Raw genomic sequence first — 20,972 nt, 5'->3', positions numbered from 1 at the left:
TTTAAGCGGTCTCTCTCTATACCAGAGAGAGACTCATGTGTTTTTTTCTGACCAGCACCCTGAATATTTATCCCAGGTTTTACCTTACAAGATTAATCCCAATCTTCACTCAAACTTTCCATCAATGCTTTCCTTAAAATATCCCGGTTATCTTCTTTTACTTCAGTTGTTTACATATTTTAGTAACCCTGTTAGGTTAAGTTCACTGCAAAGTTAATTTTAATTAATCTCATTTTGATATTATGAATGGTTTGCGATTTTAATCTGGGGTAGTTTTAGCTGATTCGCAGGGATAGCAGCTCTCTGCCTGTTATCGGGATCAGGAAAATGGCAACAATAAGAATAACGAAAAAAACAATCATGGAAAAAACAATCTTGAAAAAAACAATCAATACAGTGGTACATAGTACCGCCGCCGGATGTATTGCGCTGGCGATATCTGCCTGTTGTTTTACCAAAAAAAATGAAGTCTCCTTTCAGCCTGTCCGTTACACCAACTTTCACCCCGCCAATAAACTTTCGCCAGAGTATCCGGATCATTTCCTTGGTTGCCGCGTCGAAGTCGGCGGTGAACAATCTGCTGACAAGGCCAGAGTGGATAGGATCATCAACAAGCTTAAACAAAGCCGGCAGGATGTGGTGCTCTATTTCCACGGAGGCTTGAGCGGTCAGGATTATATGATCGACACACTCGGCAAAAAACTGATGCAGAGTATGTTTGAACAGGCGTCGGTCAAGCAAAAGCTCTATCCTATCTTCCTTGGTTACGATGCTCATCCCAAAGATACACTCCCGGATATTCTCTCCGGTAAATTACCCGATATTAAAGTTGACAATCCCGAGCAGGCGGGATGGGATTATTTTAAAGCACAGAACAAGGCGCTAATGGAATCTGCTGTTTATCAGGCGCTACAAGAAGCATTTCGCGAAGAGTTCGGTTACAACGCACTCATATCCAAGAGCATCGAGTCACGTGAACTCGACTGGCAATCAGGCGCAGTCAATATGATCTTTGAGTCGCTCAACATGAGCGAACGCAAGTCGCGTGGTGACTACGAGCTAACTGATAATGAACGAGAATTGCTGGAAGATATTCTGGCGGCAGAGGAGCTACCCGATTCATTTATTGAAGCCGATGCCAATAAAATTGCGTCAACCAGTGTCGACAGACTGGGACAGGCCTTACAAGCGGTAACTAGTGAAGCTTCAACGGAAAAGGAAGCCTTTAAATCCCTGAATAACAAGCTCCAGGTGGAGCTTTCCAAACTAAGAATTCTGCGCATTCTTGCTCGTTTTGCCCTACGTGTAGACCATGGCTTTTTTGCTACCATTCAGGAAGAGGTTCTGGATGAAGTGGGTTTAGGCAAAGTCGGTAAAGCCCACTGGGATGTGGTTAAGCTACACGCTAAACAGTGTTTTGACGAGAAGCGACTGGGGCGTTATTTAATCGATGAGTTAATCAAACTTAAACAAAGCCGTGACATTAATATCAATACCCTGTCTCATTCTGCTGGCTCAATTCCAACGGTTGAGTTAATCAAGTACCTGGGTGAAGGTGAATCGTCAGGTGAAAACAGGAAGGGAATTTTATCCAAAGTGGTCATGCTGGTACCGGCAGTCAATCAGGCGGTGTTCAGCAAATTTGTAATTCCGAATGAACAGGCGTTTGATGAGTTAAAAATCTATTCGCTGGATAAAAGATCCGAACGCAGTGACAAAGTGGTTCACGATCTGCTTTATTCGTCATCACTGCTTTACGCGGTTTCTTCTTTAGGCGAGCGCAGTCCGTCGCTGGATAATATGATGTTGATCGATCAGCATATGCGGCCGAATGCTTTTCCTTATGATAAGAAAACCTATCGCTGTATTGCCGGGGAGAAACCCAAAGCCTTGTGGCAGTGGGTCAAGCCGGGACAAGCAAATTCGCTGTTTGTAACTTATCCGTTTGCGGGGGAACCGAAGCCGCCGGAAGGGGCGGCCAGTCATGAGGGCACCAAGTATCCCTGGTTGTCGGGGGATTTAAGTCGGAAGTATTTAAAGGATTTTGGTGTTAAAGGGGCTGAAGGTTTGAAGTTTGAGGAGCTTTAAATTAAGGAGTCTGAATTTAAAGTGTCGAGCAAGTAGTTTTGTTGCCGAGGTCAGTATATTAATCAATAAATGTATTAGCTGGAGATAAAACAGATGGAAAAAATAATAAAATATTTTGATTTATATTCTAACAATAGAAGTAATAATGCAGAGTTTACCAGTAGTGAAACTGGTGGGAGAATTCACTGGTCCTTACAGTATTTCGCGCTCGTATTAGGAATCTACTTTGAACCTGTGTTGTCGAAGTATCATGAAACCAAGATTTTCGAGTTTTCAATTAGTGCTCCAGTTTTTTTTCTTTCTGCACTCGTAGGTATCGCAATTTTTCCGAGTGTTTACAAGACTTCATTCGATACTGAAAAGCCTACATTTGTAGCGCTTTGCGTAATTTTTGTAACCGGTCTTGGATGGCAAAGTACGCTTAACAACTTATTGTAAGGATCGTAAATGGAAAGGTTATTAAGTGTGTCTCTGGAAGATGGCTTTAACAGTTTTGTCTCTTTTTTATTTGAGGTATCAGAAAACGCAATTCAGGGTATACATGCTGAGTATGACAAAGTCTTTCAGGACTATTCTTCAAGAAGGCTTCGGCTTAATTTTTCTGGTGATCGCCATTTATCCGTAATCCGAAATGAATTTCCGGGTGAATCAGGTAGCAATAGACGTTTCTGGAGACGTCATTGCGAAAAAATGGGGTATCCAGGAGAGTTCTCAGGAATCATTATCAGAGTTATTTTTGACAATAAAGATGTCCTGAATCGAGTTATCACCAAGCTTCCCAACGCATTCAACAGACACACGGTAAGATATGAGTATCGAGATAAAGCTGAGCTGTTTAACAACATCAAAATAGATAATTCGGACTTTGTAGGAAATGCTGTAAATCCGCGTAATGGTAGTGCTGGTGGTTTTTTAGCGGATCACAATAGTGGCGATACTTATGTTGTCAGTTGTGCTCATGTTCTTGGCAAAGTTGGGGATGACGTTTATTTTCAAACGAATAAAATTGGCGATGTTAAGTTTCGAGAATTTCCTGATGCATTAAATTCGCATGAGAAGTGTAACGCAGCAAATCAATGCGACGCTTCTGATATCGATTTGGCGGTTGCAAAGTTATCATCAGTCGATGCTTCTTTTCACTCAAGAATTAATATTATTCATACGAGCCGAGATATTCAGGATATTAGCCCGAGAGAGAACGTATATTTTATTGGGAGTCGTTCCGGTTATACCGAAGCCAAAATAGGTTCAGCCTGCTTAATGCAGGAATTTCATTTGGGACAGAAGAGATACTGTTTTAAAAACCTTTTCGAAATTATTCCGAGAAATCATACTTACCTGAATAAAAAGTTGGCAGAGCCAGGTGATTCTGGTTCCTGGGTTATTTCTGAAATTAACGGCACTACTTCTTGGGATGGTTTGCTTATCGGTGGGCTTCAAGGTCATGCTTACTGTTGTTTCGCTGAAAAAATTTTTGAGACGTTAAATAGAAATAACTATGGGCGGTTGTCGCTTTAATATCTGCGCTTGTCCGATAGTTTAGAGAGAGTATGTTTCATTTTATTCTGCTTAAAATTTAAGCCTATGAAGTTTTGGGGTATTTCTATATTTATCAATTAGTTACATATTTATATAACTCTGTTAGGTTAAGTGGTCTTTATAACTAAAATCTATTTAATCTCGTATCGATATAATTGATGGCTTGAGTTTATTAAATGAGTTAGGTTATTTGCGGTTCTCAGGTATCTGGGGATTGCTGATTCGTTTGATTTGAGAGAGTTTGGGCCTGCTGGAGATGCAGGTAATAGCGATTTATTTTGATGGGCCGTATGGGAGAAGGGATTGCTGGCCTGTATTTTTTGGGGTAATGGAAGTTGTCAGAAGTGGAAGCAACAGTTGGTTGCGATTTTTGTCAGTTAGTTCCGAGTCGAGTTCTCGATGAATCGGAGTGTTTTGTTGTTATTCGTGATGCTTTTCCTGTGACGGAAGGTCATACGCTTTTTATTTCCAAATGTTGTGTGGTGGACTGGTTTGCCTTGTCTGATGATGAACGGGTTGAATTAAATCAACTAATCGTTAACCATAAGCGAGAACTTCAAAATACCTTTCCCGAAATTACTGGTTTTAATATTGGTATGAATTGTGGGGAGTCTGCTGGGCAGACGGTGATGCACTTTCATGCGCATTTGATTCCTCGGCGGGAGAATGATTCGTCGAGCCCACGCGGTGGAGTGCGTGGTGTGATACCCCAGAAGCAGGGGTATTAGATGAGTCTTCAATATTACGAGCAACTCTTTCAATCGTTGAATATGAACAAAGCGGGCGGTCATAAAAGCCCGTATAAAGTTGCTATGCTGCTTTCGGTTTTCGATGGCATTGAAGCAGAGCAAATTAAAGACAATAAAATCTATTTTAATGAATGGCTAAGAGATCAGTTTAAACACTATTTAGATAAGCTAGGTACTGAGCAAGATAAAAATAATCCCCATCTTCCTTTTTTCCATCTTAAAACGAGTGGCTTCTGGTTTCATAAAACTAAGCCGGGAAAGAAAGACGAGTTTGCTGCAATCAGCCGAGTTAGTGGCATCAATGATATTCATAAGTACATTGAGTATGCGTATCTAACTGATGAACTCTTTGAGTTACTGAGCTACGACATCGTTCGAAAATATTTAAAAGAAGCGCTTTGCTCAAATTTAGATTTTAATACTGCAACTCGGGAGAAATTACTCGATGTTGGTAATGGGTGGGATTGGTTTGAGTGCGAAGCAGCTGTTAAGTCTTATTTTGAAATGCTCTTGCTCGAACTTAAAGGAGAGAAATTTGTTAAAACGCACTATATTCGAAAACTCGCCGAGCAATTGGCTAAACGTAGCGAAAAATCAGTTGAGTATAAGTATCAGAATATTAGCGCAATCCTAATTGAACTAGGAATGTCTTACATTTCAGGCTACAAGCCCGCCTTTAACTACCAAAAGCAATTACAAAATACTGTATTAGCCTATATTGCTGCCAATCCTGAATCTTTGAAACAAGACTATCGGTTATCCAGTGATGCTCAAATCCGTAGCTATTCGACTAACACTAATGTTTTAGATACCAATATTCCTGAACGAATAGTATTGCCAAAAGTACCCAATCGCCGTTTTCTGGCTCGCCAAATTAACTTTGTTCAAAAGGAAGCTAATAATAGAAGGTTGGGTGAGTTTGGTGAAGAGTTTGTGCTGGGATTTGAAAAGCAAAGGTTATCAACCTTAGGTCGAGATGACTTAGCGAAAGAAGTGGTTTGGTCAAGTAAAGAAGAAGGTGATGGACTTGGATACGATATTCGCTCTTTCTCTGTAGATGAGGAAGGGAAAGAAGACGAGCTTTTTGTGGAAGTGAAAACCACAAATAGTGGTAAATATCAGCCGTTTTTTATTAGTGATAATGAGTTGGCATTCTCTAATTTAGAGCGAGAGAGGTATTCGCTTTATAGGGTTTATGATTATAAGTCTTCGCCGAGGTTGTTTATTTTACCGGGGGCTGTGGGCGAGCATGTGAATTTATATGCTAGGAGTTATAGGGCTAGTTTTTATTGAGCACACTTTTGCTATAAAGCGCGTTTAAATTGTTTTTTTGACTTTTAAGTATTTGTATCAATACCCTCTTGTTGTATTTGATATATAGAACAAAAATATCAGAGCGTCAATTTTATTAATCGATAATAAATTGGCTTTGATTTGAGTATTTAAACAAGTCCTATTTTTAATATAAATTATTTTCAAGTAAATTTTGATTGACACATGAATTTCCGTAGAAGGATTTGAAATAGGCGAGGATTTCTAATTGTGAGTGATGAAATAAAGATTAAATGAGGCTTAAGGTTGGGCGACCTGGATGCGGAAACAGATAGAGAACTCTTAAAAGATTGTTTTATAGATAATGGTGAACTTTCATTGCTAATGAATGTTAAAGCTCCAGAAAGTATTGTTGTTGGAAGGACTGGGGCTGGAAAGTCTGCAATGTTAATACAAATAGAAGAAAAGGCTGAGCATCATAAAATGCTTGACCCAAACAATATCTCAATAAGATTCTTAGAATACTCAGACATCATTCAGTTCTTTGATTCAATTGGTGTTAATCTAGACCTGTTTTATAAGTTGTTATGGCGACATATTATAACTGTTGAGTTTTTGAAAATGAGGTACTCGCTTTCAAGTGAGAAAGACAGTCAGGGATTATTGTCTCGATTACAAGAGTTTGTAGATAGAGATCCTGTAAAAAAAGAGGCTCTGACATACTTTAAAGAGTGGGGAGAAAAATTTTGGCTGGATACAGAAGAGCAATTGATAGAAGTTGTTAAAAAAATGAGCGATGAGCTTAAGTCTAGTGTCAGTTCCGAGCTAATAGGTGTAAGTCTTAACCTCGATGGAGCAAAGTCTCTAAGTGAAGAGAGGAAAACTGAAATTGTCAGCAAAGCAAATAGGGTCGTTAATCAGTTGCAGATTCGGAAATTGGCTAAGATCCTTGATTTACTAGAAGAAAAAGTCTTTGTTGATGAGCAAAAAAAATATTTCTTATTAATCGATAGGTTGGACGAAAATTGGGCAGATACAAATACTCGTTATAGATTTATTAAGGCGCTTATTGAAGAAATTAAAACATTCAGAAAGATTAATAATATCAAAATTATAATAGCTTTGAGAAAAGATTTGTTAGATATTGTCTTTGATAAAACCAGAGATTCTGGGTTTCAAGAAGACAAGAATGAGTCATATTTTTTACCTTTGATTTGGACTAGGAGAGATCTATTTAATCTAATCCAAAAACGAGTGAGCGTGGTTTACAAGCGACAATATACAAAAAAAGATGTTAGGTTTGATGATATATTTCCTTCTCCCAGAAAAGGAGGGGGGATAACTGCAATTAATTATTTGTTAGACAGAACTTTGTGTAGACCTAGGGACGCCCTACAGTTTGCAAATGAATGCTTTATCGCTGCTCTAGGCTCTCCTCGAATTAGCTGGAAAGCAATTTCTCAGGCAGAATCGAATTACTCAAATAAGCGATTAAGATCTCTGTTTGAAGAATGGGGCAGTATTTTTCCCGGATTAACAGAGACAGTCGAGGTTTTGAGAGGTAAGCCAGCTGTATTCACAAGAAACGCCATTGCAGAGTCGTTAAACGACGTAGTTAGTAAGTTGATTGACTATCCAAATGATCCTTGCGGCAAGGCCGTTATAGATTATTGTAAATCAAATAACTCTACTGATACTGACGTAACTTTCTCTATTATTTCGTGTCTATATCGAGTTGGAGCGATAGGTGTGAAAGTGAGCACTAAGGAACCATTTAAATGGGCAGATTATAGCCAGTCTATTTTATCTAAAAGCCAGATATTAAGGATTAATCAAATTAAGATTCATAAGATGCTACGAAAGACATTGGGAGTAAGGGAAAAAGATCTTTTTGATAAGTTACTTGAAGCAAAATAGATGCAGCGTTGAATAGCTATTTTGAAGAAATAATTTGATACTTTGGTTTAAATGTTTATCTTCTATCAAACGGCGTGAAAGAACAAGGATGTAATATGCAAGATATTAAATCAAACCTCTATGAATGTAAGCATTGCGATGGGCTTGGAACCTGCAAAAATGCTGATGATGATAAATCTTGTCAAGTCTGTATAAAGAGTAATGAGATCAAAGGCACGGACTTAAGAGGTCTTACATGTGGTACCTGTGGCGGTATCGGTCTTGCAGAACCGCTAACAGAGAGAATCAATAAACGTACAGCACCGTTACTTGCCTTAGGTATGGTTGTCGCGTTGATAATACTCATCTTTATCTCAGCGATCTTTAGGTCTGAATATTTTTCGGAAATATTAGCTTTTAGTAGCGCAATAATAGGCACCGTTTGTGGTTATTATTTTTCTGGTGCCAATAAAGTGGCAATAACAAAATAGGCTCTAGAAGATAAGATTAAATCTAACTATAGTCAAAAGACTTAGCTTCGTGAATTGCAATAGAACTTTATAATATAAATATATGAATAATGAACAAAAAGTTAGTGGTAGTTTGATGCATAAAGATATTGAAGTATTACGCAATGAACTAATAAAAAGGGAGAAAACTGCAAGAAGAAAGTCAATGATTGCACTGTTTGCAATTGTTTTTCTTGTGATTACAGCCATAATGTTGGTGATATTTGCTTCAAGAGTTACTAGCGGAGATATTAATGTTAAATCTGAAATAAGTGAATTAAATAGACAGAAAAATAGAATAGAAAGCATTATTGAAGACTATACGAGAGCGTCAAATGCTCTTAGCGATATAAATATGTTCATGATGACCATTCTGAATAGTCTTCAGGAGCCTTCTGAAGTTATTATTCCTTCAAGTAAGCAAACAGATCCTAGAAAGTTAAGGCAATTTCTTGATGAAAATCCTACTGCTAAAAGAAAATATGTGAAAGCGTATGATTCTTTTATTGGTAGTGCTGAAGGAGATATTGCTAGACATGTCGATGAAGTTCTAAAGAACTTTCCTCCTAACTGGGGAGTCGTGAAATTTAGGTACAAAAAATCATTCTTTCGAGATCTTTCTTCTGCTTTGAATTATTGGGTGTTGATCAAAGAAGATATTGAAGCTAATGAAAAACGTATTGAGTCGAATTTTTCGAGACTAAAGGAATATAATGAAATTCTGAAAGCGATTTTAAAAAGAAAATTGGATTATTATTCGAGTCAAAGTGGCATGATTTCCACAAATCTGATTAGAGTTGGTGTAACGTTAGTTCTCTTGTTTTTTAGTCACTTTTTCCTCTCTATCTATAGATATAATACGAGATTGGAATCTCACTATGGGGCAATAATTGATTCTCTCATTTTGGCTAAGGATGTTAAGAGCCTGGAGTGTTTGGTCTCTGTTCTTCAGCCTTCTCGAGTCGACTTTGGGCAAGTGCCTTTCGCAAGTGTCGACTCTATCACCTCTTCAATGGGGATTAGTAAAAGAAGTTAGAAGAGAAAAGAAAAGAAAGAAAAGGGGTCATGTCAATTTTATAATAAATACCTCGGTAGCTTGGGTTATAACCCAACAATTGAAGCTATTGGGCGGCCAGCGTAAGTTACTTACGATTAAGCTCGGCAACTTCAGCGTCTAACTCCTTAATCTTTTCCAACATCTTAGCGTGAGCAACTTTAGCTAATTCTTTAACCTGTGTTTCGCTAAAACTCTCTGTTTCAATCGGTTCAAGGTAATCTATTATGGCGTAGCCATTATCCCAACGATTGAGCGAGAAATTATTAATGTTACTTAAAACGATTGGAAGCAGTGGCACTTTCGCTTGCAAAGCAATATAAAAATTGGTGTCAGAGTTAATTGATTCGCTTAGAAAAATGGGTGCCCCCTTATCTTTTATTTACAGGATATCCTTTTAGTTTATTAGTACTTCTCTTACTGTGTAATGCCCTTTGATACGGCCTATCAAGCTAAATATTTTTCAACATTATCAATATTTAGATTTGTCGAAAAGGCTGCTATGCTTGAGTTCAATTTTTTAATTTGGTTTCAAAATGAAAACATTAGCTCGTTTAAATTTGAACTTGCGAAATTTGGCTTTGCTTCTGGCTGCATTTCCTTGCTATGCCGATGGGTATTTGAAGATGAGTCTTCCAGGAAATAGCCCTGAACTATTTGCACCAGGAATCGTATCGACTCAAGAAGCTGAGCATGGCTCGATTGCCGTGGCACCCGATGGAAAATCAATCTACTGGTCTAGAAGACTGGAAGAGCTTGATAGGCAATGGGTTATTATGACATCGAAATTAATCGAAAACCGATGGACACCCCCTGAAATTGCAAGCTTTTCATTCAAAGGCTATAGCAGTAGCGACCCAAGTTTTTCTAGTGACGGAAATTATTTATTTTTTCACTCTGACTATCCGGTTGAAACAGACAAAAATCGATTACCCAATATATGGTATGTAAAAAAAGACGCCAGCGGCTGGCTTTCTCCAAAGCCAGTATCTGACGCGGTAAATAACTATTTTGCAGCTAATCCAGCGATGTCATTGAATCAGCAGCTCTATTTCACTTCAATCAGAGATGACACAAAAGGAAAGTTTGATATTTACTATTCCGATGTTGTTGATGGACAATTTCTATCTCCTGTTAATCTGGGTAGTTCTATAAACTCAAAGTTTGTAGAAGCGCGGGCGACAATATCTCCAGACGATTCATATTTAATTTTTTGGTCTATCGGTCGAAGTGATAGTTTAGGAAGTGGAGATCTTTATATCAGTTTTCGAGACAACCATGGAGGGTGGAAAAAGGCGGTTAATATGGGCCCAGCTGTCAATTCGAAATTTAATGATAGCTTTCCTTCTATATCAGCCGACGGTAAGTATCTTTTCTTTATGAGTAATAGAAACGGAAATGATGACATTTATTGGTTGGCTCTAAGCGAATTAATTGACACTTATTTTACGGACGAACCTTAGGGATATAGGGGGGCAAATTGAACCTACCCCAATTTAACGCATTTATATTTCGGTTTGGCCGTTTTTGATTCCAACTTCTCCTCAAATTGTGTTACAAGACGGGAGGCGTTTAAATTAGCAATCAGGGGAAATCAATGCGACGTCATGTCTTAAGCTTATTGAATATTGTACTCATTTACATTGGTCTAGCGGTTTTCTGTCCAGATGGCGCAACTCAGGCGTTTCAATTTCTGGATCCGCAACTAAAAAAAGGAGACTTTTCTGTCGGTTACAAGCGGGCGACAATAAACGATTTCTCAGCGACTGCCGCGCCTCGTTTTGATTATCAAGGAAACCAGATTGAACAAAAGCACTATCGCACCGTTCCAGTGAGTTATTGGTACCCGTCAAAAGACGGAACAGGAAGTGAACAAACCTTGCGCAATTACGTATACTCTTACGCTCCAGGAAAAGGAACTGACGAAATCACCGACATTGACCGGCAAAAAGCGATCGAAAACTTTAACGGCTATCCGCTTCAGCAAGGAGCAAAAGAAGAAGACCTGGCGAATCTATTGAGCTCTCCAGTGGTCGCAAAAAAAAATGCTCAACCCATTAATCAACGGTTTCCCTTAATTGTGATACCCGGTGGTTTTTACGCTAACTTCTTTGTCGCGCCAACCGCTGAGTTTCTGGCAAGTCACGGATACGTCGTTGCTTATATCAATGATTCGGCGAGCACCGGCATTGCAGGATATGCAAACGAAAAGGACCTTTTGTGGCGGTTGGCGGATTTAAAACTAGCCATTAACTACCTCGCGCAAAAGCCTTTTGTGCAATGGAATAACATCGGCGTATGGGGGTATCATTCAGGTGGAAGTGTTGGGGCCTTGTTACAAATGCAGTCCGATAATGTGCGTGGCGTCGTTAGCGTAGAAGGAAGCGAAGGCTGGACCAGAGAAAGCACCGGTTATCCTTTGTTGTCGAAGAATTCTTTGTATGATCCTGCAAGAGCAAGAGTACCTTATTTAAGATTCCAGAGTTTGAAAGCTGAACCCGACTGGTATATTTCAACACCGGATAAAACCACCTGGGCGTTCTATGAGCAGGCAAAATATGCAGACGTGTATCGGATAATTCTGGCCGATTCTGAACATGACGATATGGGAGATGGCGTTAGAAACAAGGTGGCGCCCGGAAAAGCATCCGCGCACAATGTTGAACAACGTTTGTTGCTTAACTACGGGCTCGCGTTCTTTAAATCTACTTTGTCTCAGGATCGACATGCTTTGAAAGCAATCCGGGAACAGCCTCAGTTTTTTGGATTTGAACAGGACTTTGCCAAGCTTGAGTTCAAAGCCGCTTTGCCCAGACCTCCGGCAAAGCACGACTTGAGAAGGGAGTTTGAAGTGGGAGGAATTGATGCTTTGCGTAATATGGTAATTGAGAATCTTAAAGGTGAAAACCCGTCGATTAATACAAAACTCCTCGGTGATCTGGCACAGGATTTTGTTTGGGCGGAAAAGCAAGAAGAGAAGGGGTTGCAGATTGTTAAAGTCGCAACCGAATTATTCCCCGACGACTATTGGGGGCCTTATCTGGCAGGGGTTATTTATAATCGAATTAAAGACTATAAAAATAAACGCCATTTTTATACGCTGGCTAAGCAGCGACTGTTAGACGACAAAACATTCGATCAGGCACAAAAAGAAACTCGCCTTGATCGTATCAATAAAGCGCTAGAGCTATAGCAACTTATAGTTGAAATCAAATCAAGATAACAAAATGAAAATCAACGGAGTCAACGAATTTGATATTTACGTGAATATCGTGATAATTGCTCGGGATCAAAAGGACCAGCGGGTCAAAGGATTCTGAGCGTTTGATATTTTATAATCAGTCGGGGTAGAACAAAGCAAAAAGAGGCCATGTCAATTTTATAATAAACACCTCGGTAGCTTGGGTTATATCCCAACAATTGAAGCTATTGGGCGGCCAGCGTAAGTTACTTACGATTAAGCTCCGCAACCTCAGCGTCTAACGCCTTAATCTTTTCCAACATCCTGGCGTGAGCAATCTTAGCTAATTCTTTAACCTGTGTTTCGCTAAAACTCTCTGTTTCAATAGGTTCAAGGTAATCTATTATGGCGTAGCCATTATCCCAACGATTGAGCGAGAAATTATTAATGTTACTTAAAACGATTGGAAGCAGTGGCACTTTCGCTTGCAAAGCAATATGAAATGCCCCCATTTTAAAAGGCAATAAACCTCGGCCTTTGCTTCTCGTTCCTTCCGGAAACATCCAGATAGACAAGTTTCTTTGCTTCATATGCGTTAACAAATCAATCATCGTCTGTTTAGCGCGCGACTTATTGCTACGATCAATGAAAATATTGCCGCTAAGCCAATACAACTGCCCGAATAACGGGATCCATTTAAGACTTTTCTTGCCAACACTAACCACCCCGGGGGTTACCCCGCCTGAAATCGTGATCACATCATAATTACTTTGATGATTAGCAATAATGACTTTAGGGGAGTCTGTTAAATGCTTGGGGACTCTATTGATAATTTTGATGCCCACTAACCGCGCTAGCTTTGACAGGAGCTGAGCGACAAGATAGGTATTGTTTCGGTGAAATGGTCGGACCAGTGAAGTTAGCATGCCGATAATACAAATAACAATAAAGACAGGGAAAACAAATATAACTCTTAACAATCCAAGCATAGAACTTCAGCCAACAACCGCAGGAATAGGTGAGCATTATGAGAAAAGTCGTCTCAAATGTATATAGGGAGCGGAGATTTTGTTTTACGGGTTCAATAGCAATCAAGGGCTGTGCTTACCCCACAGCCCTTTTTAGTTTTTAATGACGGTCGACAGTGTTAGTCACAAGCCTGTTGTCTTCTTCTGAATTCAATCGCTGCTTAACTACCAATCCCGCCAAACGATAAGCCAGCATCTGAATCTCCCCCCGGCTTTTTTCACCATTACCGTTGGTAAGAATCGCAATCGAAATATTATATTCAGGCACCAGCATCAAAAATGCATTCGCGCCTACAGAGACACCGCCATGGTGAATCACATCCACTTTGTTTTCCTTGTCGATAATATGACCTGTTTTATAGTGACGCCAACCCAGCGCGTAGTTATGAGTCGATTCACTGCCGTCAAACATGGGTTGAACTTCAACCATCTGATTAAAACTATTCGGTTTTAACAGTTCTCCATTTAACAGGGCGGCGCCCAGCTTAACCAAATCCGTGGGAGTGGAAACCAGGCCTCCTCCCGCCACTTTATTCGACAGGTTCTGTTCGGGTGTAATGCCATACAAACCATCATCGGAGTTATAAAAATCGGCAAGATTATCCGTATTTTTTAAGAGATGTTCAGCCTGGGTCCGGGTAAGTCCCAGTGGCTCGGTAACCAGCTCAGTGATTAAATCCTCAAAAGGTTTATCAGCGGCAGCCTGCATTACGGCACTTAACAGAGTATAGCCGTGGGTTGAATAAGAAAATCCCTGACCCGGGTTAAACAGGAGTGCATCCTCCTTAAACTGAACCAGCGCTTCATTTGCATCGGCGTAAGCAACATTGGACAGACCATCGGTTGGTGGAAATCGGGTAATGTCGAATGCATAGTGACGAACTCCGGCCATGTGACTGACCAGCTGCCTGGCGGTCATTTCTGTTGAATAGCGCGGATAATCGGGCAAATAATTATGGATTGGTGCATCAAGATCAATCATCCCCTGTTCCACCATACGCATTAATGTTACCGCCGTGATGGACTTCGAAACGCTACCTACCCGGTACTGGGTGTTAAGGCTGGCTGCCTGTTCTGTCTCAACTCTGGCAAGTCCAACGGTACCTGCCCATACGAGTTCGCCATCGACGGCCATGGCGCCTGACATGGAGACCGATTGTAATTCTTCCGCTAGATCAAGCATATTTTGCTGGGCTTTATGAGCAACACTATGGACCATACTAGTTGCGTCCGATTGCGATTGATGAGTTTGCTTGTCATCAGACCTTGGTAAATTGGCTAAATCCTGATGGGCCAGATGCCGGGTTGGTAGAGGAAGGTGCGGCTTTTCCCATTGCCAAACCCAATATCCAATCGCCCCGACATAAATAGCGATAACCGCGAGCGGTGCTGCTAACCATTTTAAAACCTTCTTCCAATTCACAAATAGTCTCCTCATTTTATTTTTGCCTAAAAGCTGATTGTTAAGTTCAGTGCCAGATGCAGGGGTGAGCCAGGATTCTAATTTCGCATCCAATCTCAATTTACATCTCGACCTGATAAATTTATATTGCACCTACAACCTTGTTCCTTTTAATAAGTACGTCGAATACATGGCTTCGAACAACCATAAAGTGACAAATGACTCGGGATATTGATGAGCAGCTCGGATAAAATGACCAAAAGCGCAATGAGCGTTTGGCAATTTGCCCTTTTAATAACAACAGCTTATGTTGTCGGTATGTTTATTACTCACCGTACAACCGTGTTGGAAACCATCTATTGGTCAGGCTATGAGCTTGAAGTTCAAAATGATGAAGGAGCCTGGGTAGACGGCAATCGTTTCCAGATTGGGACCCACGAAAAGGTACAACGGGTTCGGTTTAATCTTCAGATCGATGACTCTGAAAAATGGAAGAGTCCGATTAGTTTGATGGTGGGAGGGCCTTTTTCTGCTGAAATCTTTTGGGATGGCGAGAAGATTGGAAATAAAGGCGAGGTAGGCAACAGCATTGAGGAAGAAACGGCTGGCCCTATTGATTTCTCCTCATTTGTTCCTTCCAGACTACTGAGCCCCGGAGCGCATCAAATTGAACTTCATATTTCAACCCGGCACTTACTGGTGCGTGATGATTCGGTCCTGCATTTTGTCTGGGTGGCTCCCTATCGTCAGGATGGACAACGTGACCTGCGCTACTATGCGGTACCGCTGCTGATTTTAAGTGGTCTCATCGCACTGAGTTTGCAAAGCTTTCGTATCGGCCGCAGTGCCGGCAATTCGCTGCATACTGGGCTGGGACTGTTTGGATTCTGTATCGTTATTACTCTGATGTCGGAAGTATCCCGTGCAGTTATTAACTATCCTTACCACTACCATGAGCTGCGTGGTCTGCTTGCTTGGTTTGGTAACCTTGGAGCCGGATTCGCCTTAATATATACCTGTTATCGCCTGAATGATTCGCGCTTCTCAAAAATAATACTGGCACTGGGAATTGGGGTGGTTATTGCCAGTTACTTTATCCCTATGAATAGTGGCGACCAGAGACTGGCGCAGGATTTTACTTTGTTAACCCTGGCGCCCACATTGGTTTTCGTTGTTTTATTAATTAAAAAACGAATCAGTTACTTTTCAACATTACCGATCTTCTGGTTAGCCTGTATAACCTCACAGAAACTATCCACCGGTCTTTTCCTCGATAGCTTCCAGTTTATCGCTTCTCTAATTTTAATCGGTGGTGCCTGGGTTTGGACTTATGTTGATACCTCGGCTTATAGTGGTACTTTGCCATTTAACGGCAACAGGCAAGCTGAGAATCGCGAGCAAAGCAAAAATCAGGTACCGGCAGAACAGGAAGGCGCGAGCCACTTCATCATTCGATCGGGGGGTGAAGAGAAGAAGATCCCGGTTTCTGATTGCTATGCATTAAAAGGGGAAGGTAACTTTACTGCCGTTTTGTTGCTCGATGGCCAGTCCGTACTTCATCAGGATGGACTGGGCACAATTATGAAAACCGAACCACGAAACTTTATCCGGATTCATAAATCCTATGCTGTTAATCTAGGTGCGGTTGTGAGTTTGAAGTCGGCGGAAGGAAGTAAGTACTGGTTGCAAATGAGCAATAACGAAACCATTCCGGTGAGTCGATACCGGGTGGCAGAGCTCAGAGGGCTCCTCAAAACGAGAGACCTGGCGAATACTACGAAAGCTTAGGAAGCCAGGTTCACATATTTGTGGGGCTGGTCGAGAATACGGATTTGAGGGGCTGTTTGAAAAAGCTTTAAACAAGGGAAGAATTTTTACGACCCATTAAAAGTTATTCCAAATCAATGACAAATCAGCTTTATGATAAATCAGCTAACAGATGAGCCAACTCCGCCAAACAAATGCGTCTGATGAAACATGACTCAATCGTTAAAAGCTAAAGCGCAGCTAGCATGTTTGAAGCAATAATTGGATGACCGAGCAGGGTAATCTGGAACTCATCGATATTCGACTGTTTGCTATCAACAACTTCTGAAATTTTCGCATATCTGTCTATTTTGCTTTTTTAAATCTTCATTGAGTTAAATAAACAGTTCCCGGGGGAGTTCCATGACAAGTTGCGCGAAAAACATCGCCAACGCTTGCAGGCCTATTAGTCTTCAACTGACGTTAGCACATTGGCGACTGAACGCCTGGCCGTGACATTCATCAGTAGCAAGCATTTATATGCCGTACGAGCCAAAATGGGATACGCATCAATAGTCTAGTCTTTACAACTGCTTTATCCGCTAAAGAAAGACAACTGTGACCATGCACTACCAATTTATCCAGAGAGCCCCTTTCAGCATCAAAAGAGAAATATCCGCCGGATGTGGCTTTGGATCAACACACCACAAAACATGAGACCAACTTTGAGATTTGAGGTGGTTATTACTATCAGCATTTGACAACCGGTGACTTTGTGCGATCGATTGCAGGTTTACCATTGATTGAGAGCTTTCCGTGATTGTCGCTCCCATTTTAGGCGCTAAAGATTAATTTCAATGCTATCGATTTTCCAACGCTGCTCCATCTTCATGTGGACAATTTGCTTTTCCGGACCTGTCGAAGCATTGCCGCAAATATCCTGTTGCGAATACTCCAGTATGGCTGTGTCATTTTCTAGCGTTTCACTGACGAGATCGATTTTTTTGCATTTAGCGGCTTCCCTGGAGAACTCCAAATAGGTCGCAATCACTTGCTCCCGCGATTTCTTCATTTGCTTCATATATTGCTGCAGTTTGGCTTCAGCTTCACGTTGCTTTCTTTGAGTGAAATAGGCCAGATCTTCCTGGTATCCAATACCTTCGATTACTTTTGAGTTATATTCATCGTACACCTCGCTAGGAGACTTCTGTTGAGAGCAGCCTGATGACGCGACCATTAAAGAGGCTATTAAAAACATATTAATTTTCATGATGAAGCTCCTTGAAATAAAGGGGAGTGTTTAAAATTACTATTGGAAGAATTAGCAATTATTGCCAAATAACCAACAGATTGAGTTTTCTAGCAATTCTGCTCCATGGCTAAAGTTATGACCTTCTGTACCGAATTCAAATTGATAGTCATACTTTTTAAACTTTAAAGCAGCCGCCATTTGTTTATTGCCTAGTGCCCAATTGCCGTAGCGTGTGTCCAAGTCATTTTCACCGCTCTGAAAAAACATTCTTATTGATTTTTTAGGTGAATTTCGAATCAGAGAAGGGTATTGTCCGCCGCCACGGATATCGACAAAACTGCCACAATGGCTCAATACGTTGCCGAATGAATCGGGACGAAACCAGGCAACAGACCAGGCACAAATACCTCCGGAGCTAAAGCCTGCAATCGCTCTGCACTTTGGATCTCTGGAAACATTAAATTCAACTAGTGCCTCGGGGAGAAGCTCATCCACAAGAAATCGTGAATATCGATCACTGACGGTATCGTATTCGAGGCTTCGTTGTGTATCGGGGTGTTGCTGGGCCTGTGACGGTTGCGGATAAATTCCCGGGTTAACAAAAACACAAATGGTTGGCAGTATCAGACCATCTGCTACCAGCTTATCGATTGTCTTGGGGATCTGCATCGTTCTATTTTCATCGAGGTAGCAATAACCATCTTGGAAAACCATTAAATTTGCCTCTTTTTGCGGAGAATAATTTACGGATGTATGTATCCAATAGTCTCTTACCGTTCCCGGGTAAATATCACTATGAAATGATTTTTTTGCTAGTTTTCTATATCTCATCTTTTTTATATGCACATGTTTTAAAACTTAATAAGTTAGTAAGTTCAGGTCATTCAGTCTAAAACTGATAGCGAATTTTAACCAAAAAATTGTCGCCTACTTTTTCATTCCACCCGGGCTGAAAAAGCGAATTAAGCGAATCACTATCTTCAAAAAATGCGCTTCCACCGCGACTATAAACCAGGTAAATATTTGATAAAGGCGCTAGCTCATAACGGTATCTAAGCTGGAGTGCAGTATCGGAAAGACTAAAGTCCTGAATTTTATTTTGTGAATCCAGCAAAGAACCATCCATAGTGATTCTATAGCCTTTTTGTGTTTTTGCATTCAACGCCAGCCATTCAAATTTAAAGGACAGCTCTTGTTTATCATCGATAGTTGCGTTGAAATTAATGCTGGTCAAAAGTTGATGACGGCTATAGCTGGTAACATCATTGTCTTGTTGCCAGACAAGCCACTCATCAGAGCGAGTGTACCATGTTGCAAGATCTAGCGAATAATTATCACTATAGAAATATGTTCCATGTCCATGTATCTTATAACCGTTCCCACTTACCGCTTGATTATATAGATAAGCTTGTACATGGTAGTTGAACGTCTCTTTATTCGCGCCGTAGTAGAGTAACTCAAGCTTGAAGCCTGAGTTTTTTTCCAAACTGTTGTTACCTCGACTCAATAAGTCGTCGTAACCGCCATTGTCAAAAGTGATTCTAGTCATAATGCTGCTGGCATCTTTCCACGACCAGGTATCTGCCAGCACAATCGATTCAACTAATTTTAGTCCACTTGTATTTTCTTTACGTTCAAATTCGAAATCCAGGCGATGCTCCTTGACTGAGCTGGCCTTGTCGACAATTGGGTTTTTCCAACTATTGGTATAACTGATACTGGAAAGATCATTACGCGGTAAGTATCCGAGATCATTGGGTTCAAACTCATCACCGTAATAGCTAAATTGGAATGATTGTGCCCAATTATCATCGAGTTGATGTTCTAGCTCTAACCAATTAGCTGTATCACTATGATTATTTTCTGTTAGATGGACATGAGATTGAACTAGCTGCCCAGTTAGTTTGAGATGATTGCTGAAGCTATAGGAGTAATCCAGGGAGTTTACCGTTGCACTTCTATCGATATCGGGTCTGTCAACACGAGTCAACAAATATCCCAGGCTATACTTTTCTTGCTTTGTAAGGGCTCGACCAACATAAAATTTACGGCCTTTAGATAATTTGTCGCCATCTTCAAATGCTGAGAATAAGCCGTAGTTTATTTCATTTACTACGCTGGTAAATTTCATCGCTCCTAAAAGGTCTGCACCAACACTGTCACCGATGTCTGGTTTGGCGCCAATACGACGGGTGTGAACTAAACGTAAAGATTCTGTACCACGAACGTCAAACAGCCCTTGGTTTTCGGTAAAGAATGGACGGTTTTCAGAAAAGAATGTTTCTGTTGGTGAAAAATTAACCACTAGTTGATCACTTTCAACGTGGCCAAAATCTGGATTGAGAGAAATGCTTAACTGCTTGTTACTACTTGGCTTCCAGAAAATATCAACTCCAACGTCGCTAAAGAACTCATCATTGACCCTGTCTTCTCTCACAGAGGCATAACCAAACATCTGCAATGAAGATGTTGAAAAGTCACTGATATTCACTTTATTAAAGTCCGACATGAATCTTTGTCGATTGTATTGTGTTGGAGCGTTAGCATAGGTCTTTGAAAGGTGAGCCACACGCCTGGAAATAAAAAAACCTATTTCACGTTTATCATTATCGGCTAGCGCCATTGGCGCTACATCCCACGGGATGTGAATTTCGCTATACCAATGTTCGTCGTCTGATGAAGTTTGCGCATACCAAACACCGTTCCACTCGTAACTATAATCATTTTCATTTCGGTAAATACCGTCTTCAATTGAGCCTCCGTTAGCGACGGTAAAACTGTAAGCGGATATCGAGTTATTATCAAAATCAAGCACGATGTTATTATAGTCGGCGACCATGTGTGCATCCCTTGCGGTACGCTTGCTTCTTTGAGCCGACTTAGGTTGATGGTTTATTATCGCAAAGTAAATGCCATTCGCATTGCTAAGAACCTTTACTTCTGTTTTATATTCAGGAGTAGAAAGAGAAAATGGACTAACCGTTGTAAATGTATTGCTACTTTTTATGTGTTGCCATTCTTTATCGTTAATTATTCCATCGACAATGATAGCCTTTACCTGAATTGAAAATATAATCCAGGAAAACAAAATTATTTTATATATTAGTTTCAACTAGAGTTACCTGTTTTCTTTATAATAATCGTTTAAAAAATATCGTTAAGCTCGCTAAGGTATCTTCTACAGCCTATGAGTAAGTCAAATGGCCATCCTCAATGTGACCGACAATGAATGCCAGATGAATATCAAATCATATAC

18 protein-coding genes are annotated in these 20,972 nt (G+C 40.5%); 11 read left to right on the top strand and 7 right to left on the bottom strand.

The annotated features are described in order from the left end of the window. The first annotated feature begins 327 nt into the window (after window positions 1-327). From IYN84_RS18980 to IYN84_RS18945, 8 genes are all read left to right on the top strand, one after another. Window positions 328-2,088 (top strand): hypothetical protein, encoded by a 1,761-nt coding sequence (locus IYN84_RS18980; protein ID WP_210330720.1) that lies wholly within the window; start codon window positions 328-330, stop codon window positions 2,086-2,088. A 93-nt stretch (window positions 2,089-2,181) separates the two neighbouring features. Then, window positions 2,182-2,526 carry a hypothetical protein gene (locus tag IYN84_RS18975; RefSeq protein WP_196140843.1) on the top strand — a complete coding sequence of 115 codons (345 nt, stop codon included), beginning with the start codon at window positions 2,182-2,184 and terminating at the stop codon, window positions 2,524-2,526. Between the two features lie 9 nt (window positions 2,527-2,535). Continuing rightward, a complete protein-coding gene (locus IYN84_RS18970; RefSeq protein WP_196140842.1) occupies window positions 2,536-3,606 on the top strand; it encodes a hypothetical protein in 1,071 nt (356 codons plus the stop codon). Window positions 3,607-3,971: 365 nt separating this feature from the next. After that, the gene (locus IYN84_RS18965) at window positions 3,972-4,355 is read left to right on the top strand and encodes an HIT family protein (protein WP_196140895.1); all 384 of its coding nucleotides are present in this window, start codon (window positions 3,972-3,974) and stop codon (window positions 4,353-4,355) included. Then, entirely contained in the window at window positions 4,356-5,669 is a 1,314-nt protein-coding gene (locus tag IYN84_RS18960) for a DUF3883 domain-containing protein (protein WP_196140841.1), read from the top strand. A 285-nt stretch (window positions 5,670-5,954) separates the two neighbouring features. Further along, entirely contained in the window at window positions 5,955-7,565 is a 1,611-nt protein-coding gene (locus tag IYN84_RS18955) for a P-loop ATPase, Sll1717 family (RefSeq protein WP_210330708.1), read from the top strand. Between the two features lie 95 nt (window positions 7,566-7,660). Further along, on the top strand, window positions 7,661-8,035 hold the full coding sequence (locus IYN84_RS21025) for a molecular chaperone DnaJ (protein ID WP_210330706.1): 375 nt from the start codon (window positions 7,661-7,663) through the stop codon (window positions 8,033-8,035). A gap of 82 nt (window positions 8,036-8,117) precedes the next feature. Then, window positions 8,118-9,089 (top strand): hypothetical protein, encoded by a 972-nt coding sequence (locus IYN84_RS18945; protein WP_196140840.1) that lies wholly within the window; start codon window positions 8,118-8,120, stop codon window positions 9,087-9,089. A 106-nt stretch (window positions 9,090-9,195) separates the two neighbouring features. Here the strand turns inward: IYN84_RS18945 and IYN84_RS18940 are convergent, their stop codons facing one another. After that, the gene (locus IYN84_RS18940; RefSeq protein WP_196140839.1) at window positions 9,196-9,408 is read right to left on the bottom strand and encodes a hypothetical protein; all 213 of its coding nucleotides are present in this window, start codon (window positions 9,406-9,408) and stop codon (window positions 9,196-9,198) included. Window positions 9,409-9,643: 235 nt separating this feature from the next. On the opposite strand from IYN84_RS18940, the gene IYN84_RS18935 reads away from it, so the two are divergent. Together IYN84_RS18935 and IYN84_RS18930 are read left to right on the top strand one after the other, a co-directional pair. After that, complete coding sequence (locus IYN84_RS18935; RefSeq protein ID WP_196140838.1) at window positions 9,644-10,570, top strand: PD40 domain-containing protein; 927 nt, start codon at window positions 9,644-9,646, stop codon at window positions 10,568-10,570. Between the two features lie 134 nt (window positions 10,571-10,704). Continuing rightward, window positions 10,705-12,300, top strand: coding sequence for an acyl-CoA thioester hydrolase/BAAT C-terminal domain-containing protein (locus tag IYN84_RS18930; protein ID WP_196140837.1), 1,596 nt, complete (start codon window positions 10,705-10,707; stop codon window positions 12,298-12,300). Window positions 12,301-12,554: 254 nt separating this feature from the next. On the opposite strand, the gene IYN84_RS18925 is transcribed toward IYN84_RS18930, so the two are convergent. After that, window positions 12,555-13,277, bottom strand: a complete 723-nt coding sequence (locus IYN84_RS18925; RefSeq protein WP_196140836.1) for a 1-acylglycerol-3-phosphate O-acyltransferase — start codon at window positions 13,275-13,277, stop codon at window positions 12,555-12,557. Window positions 13,278-13,416: 139 nt separating this feature from the next. Next, window positions 13,417-14,739, bottom strand: a complete 1,323-nt coding sequence (locus IYN84_RS18920; protein WP_196140835.1) for a serine hydrolase domain-containing protein — start codon at window positions 14,737-14,739, stop codon at window positions 13,417-13,419. Between the two features lie 213 nt (window positions 14,740-14,952). Here IYN84_RS18920 and IYN84_RS18915 point away from each other — a divergent pair, with 213 nt between their 5' ends. After that, window positions 14,953-16,506 (top strand): LytTR family DNA-binding domain-containing protein, encoded by a 1,554-nt coding sequence (locus IYN84_RS18915; protein WP_196140834.1) that lies wholly within the window; start codon window positions 14,953-14,955, stop codon window positions 16,504-16,506. 587 nt (window positions 16,507-17,093) lie between these two features. On the opposite strand, the gene IYN84_RS18910 is transcribed toward IYN84_RS18915, so the two are convergent. Genes IYN84_RS18910 through IYN84_RS18895 form a run of 4 tightly spaced genes read right to left on the bottom strand, consistent with a single transcriptional unit; the run spans window position 17,094 to window position 20,828 of the window. Next, entirely contained in the window at window positions 17,094-17,297 is a 204-nt protein-coding gene (locus tag IYN84_RS18910) for a hypothetical protein (protein ID WP_196140833.1), read from the bottom strand. Window positions 17,298-17,305: 8 nt separating this feature from the next. Further along, the gene (locus IYN84_RS18905; RefSeq protein WP_196140832.1) at window positions 17,306-17,734 is read right to left on the bottom strand and encodes a hypothetical protein; all 429 of its coding nucleotides are present in this window, start codon (window positions 17,732-17,734) and stop codon (window positions 17,306-17,308) included. 51 nt (window positions 17,735-17,785) lie between these two features. Continuing rightward, entirely contained in the window at window positions 17,786-18,547 is a 762-nt protein-coding gene (locus IYN84_RS18900; RefSeq protein WP_196140831.1) for an esterase family protein, read from the bottom strand. Between the two features lie 58 nt (window positions 18,548-18,605). Beyond that, window positions 18,606-20,828, bottom strand: coding sequence for a DUF5916 domain-containing protein (locus tag IYN84_RS18895; protein WP_196140830.1), 2,223 nt, complete (start codon window positions 20,826-20,828; stop codon window positions 18,606-18,608). Window positions 20,829-20,972: the final 144 nt, after the last annotated feature.

The organism is Aliikangiella sp. G2MR2-5, assembly GCF_015687155.1.
GTDB lineage: Bacteria > Pseudomonadota > Gammaproteobacteria > Enterobacterales > Kangiellaceae > Aliikangiella.
Note: the sequence above shows the minus strand (reverse complement) of the source record. Positions and strands in the feature narration are given on the sequence as shown.

What these genes read in the sequence shown, in the direction of transcription:
- IYN84_RS18980 (WP_210330720.1), top strand. Translation starts at nt 328, where the DNA reads ATGGCAACAATAAGAATAACGAAAAAAACAATCATGGAAAAAACAATC.
- IYN84_RS18975 (WP_196140843.1), top strand. Translation starts at nt 2,182, where the DNA reads ATGGAAAAAATAATAAAATATTTTGATTTATATTCTAACAATAGAAGT.
- IYN84_RS18970 (WP_196140842.1), top strand. Translation starts at nt 2,536, where the DNA reads ATGGAAAGGTTATTAAGTGTGTCTCTGGAAGATGGCTTTAACAGTTTT.
- IYN84_RS18960 (WP_196140841.1), top strand. Translation starts at nt 4,356, where the DNA reads ATGAGTCTTCAATATTACGAGCAACTCTTTCAATCGTTGAATATGAAC.
- IYN84_RS21025 (WP_210330706.1), top strand. Translation starts at nt 7,661, where the DNA reads ATGCAAGATATTAAATCAAACCTCTATGAATGTAAGCATTGCGATGGG.
- IYN84_RS18945 (WP_196140840.1), top strand. Translation starts at nt 8,118, where the DNA reads ATGAATAATGAACAAAAAGTTAGTGGTAGTTTGATGCATAAAGATATT.
- IYN84_RS18935 (WP_196140838.1), top strand. Translation starts at nt 9,644, where the DNA reads ATGAAAACATTAGCTCGTTTAAATTTGAACTTGCGAAATTTGGCTTTG.
- IYN84_RS18930 (WP_196140837.1), top strand. Translation starts at nt 10,705, where the DNA reads ATGCGACGTCATGTCTTAAGCTTATTGAATATTGTACTCATTTACATT.
- IYN84_RS18925 (WP_196140836.1), bottom strand. Translation starts at nt 13,277, where the DNA reads ATGCTTGGATTGTTAAGAGTTATATTTGTTTTCCCTGTCTTTATTGTT.
- IYN84_RS18915 (WP_196140834.1), top strand. Translation starts at nt 14,953, where the DNA reads ATGAGCAGCTCGGATAAAATGACCAAAAGCGCAATGAGCGTTTGGCAA.
- IYN84_RS18910 (WP_196140833.1), bottom strand. Translation starts at nt 17,297, where the DNA reads ATGGGAGCGACAATCACGGAAAGCTCTCAATCAATGGTAAACCTGCAA.
- IYN84_RS18905 (WP_196140832.1), bottom strand. Translation starts at nt 17,734, where the DNA reads ATGAAAATTAATATGTTTTTAATAGCCTCTTTAATGGTCGCGTCATCA.
- IYN84_RS18900 (WP_196140831.1), bottom strand. Translation starts at nt 18,547, where the DNA reads ATGAGATATAGAAAACTAGCAAAAAAATCATTTCATAGTGATATTTAC.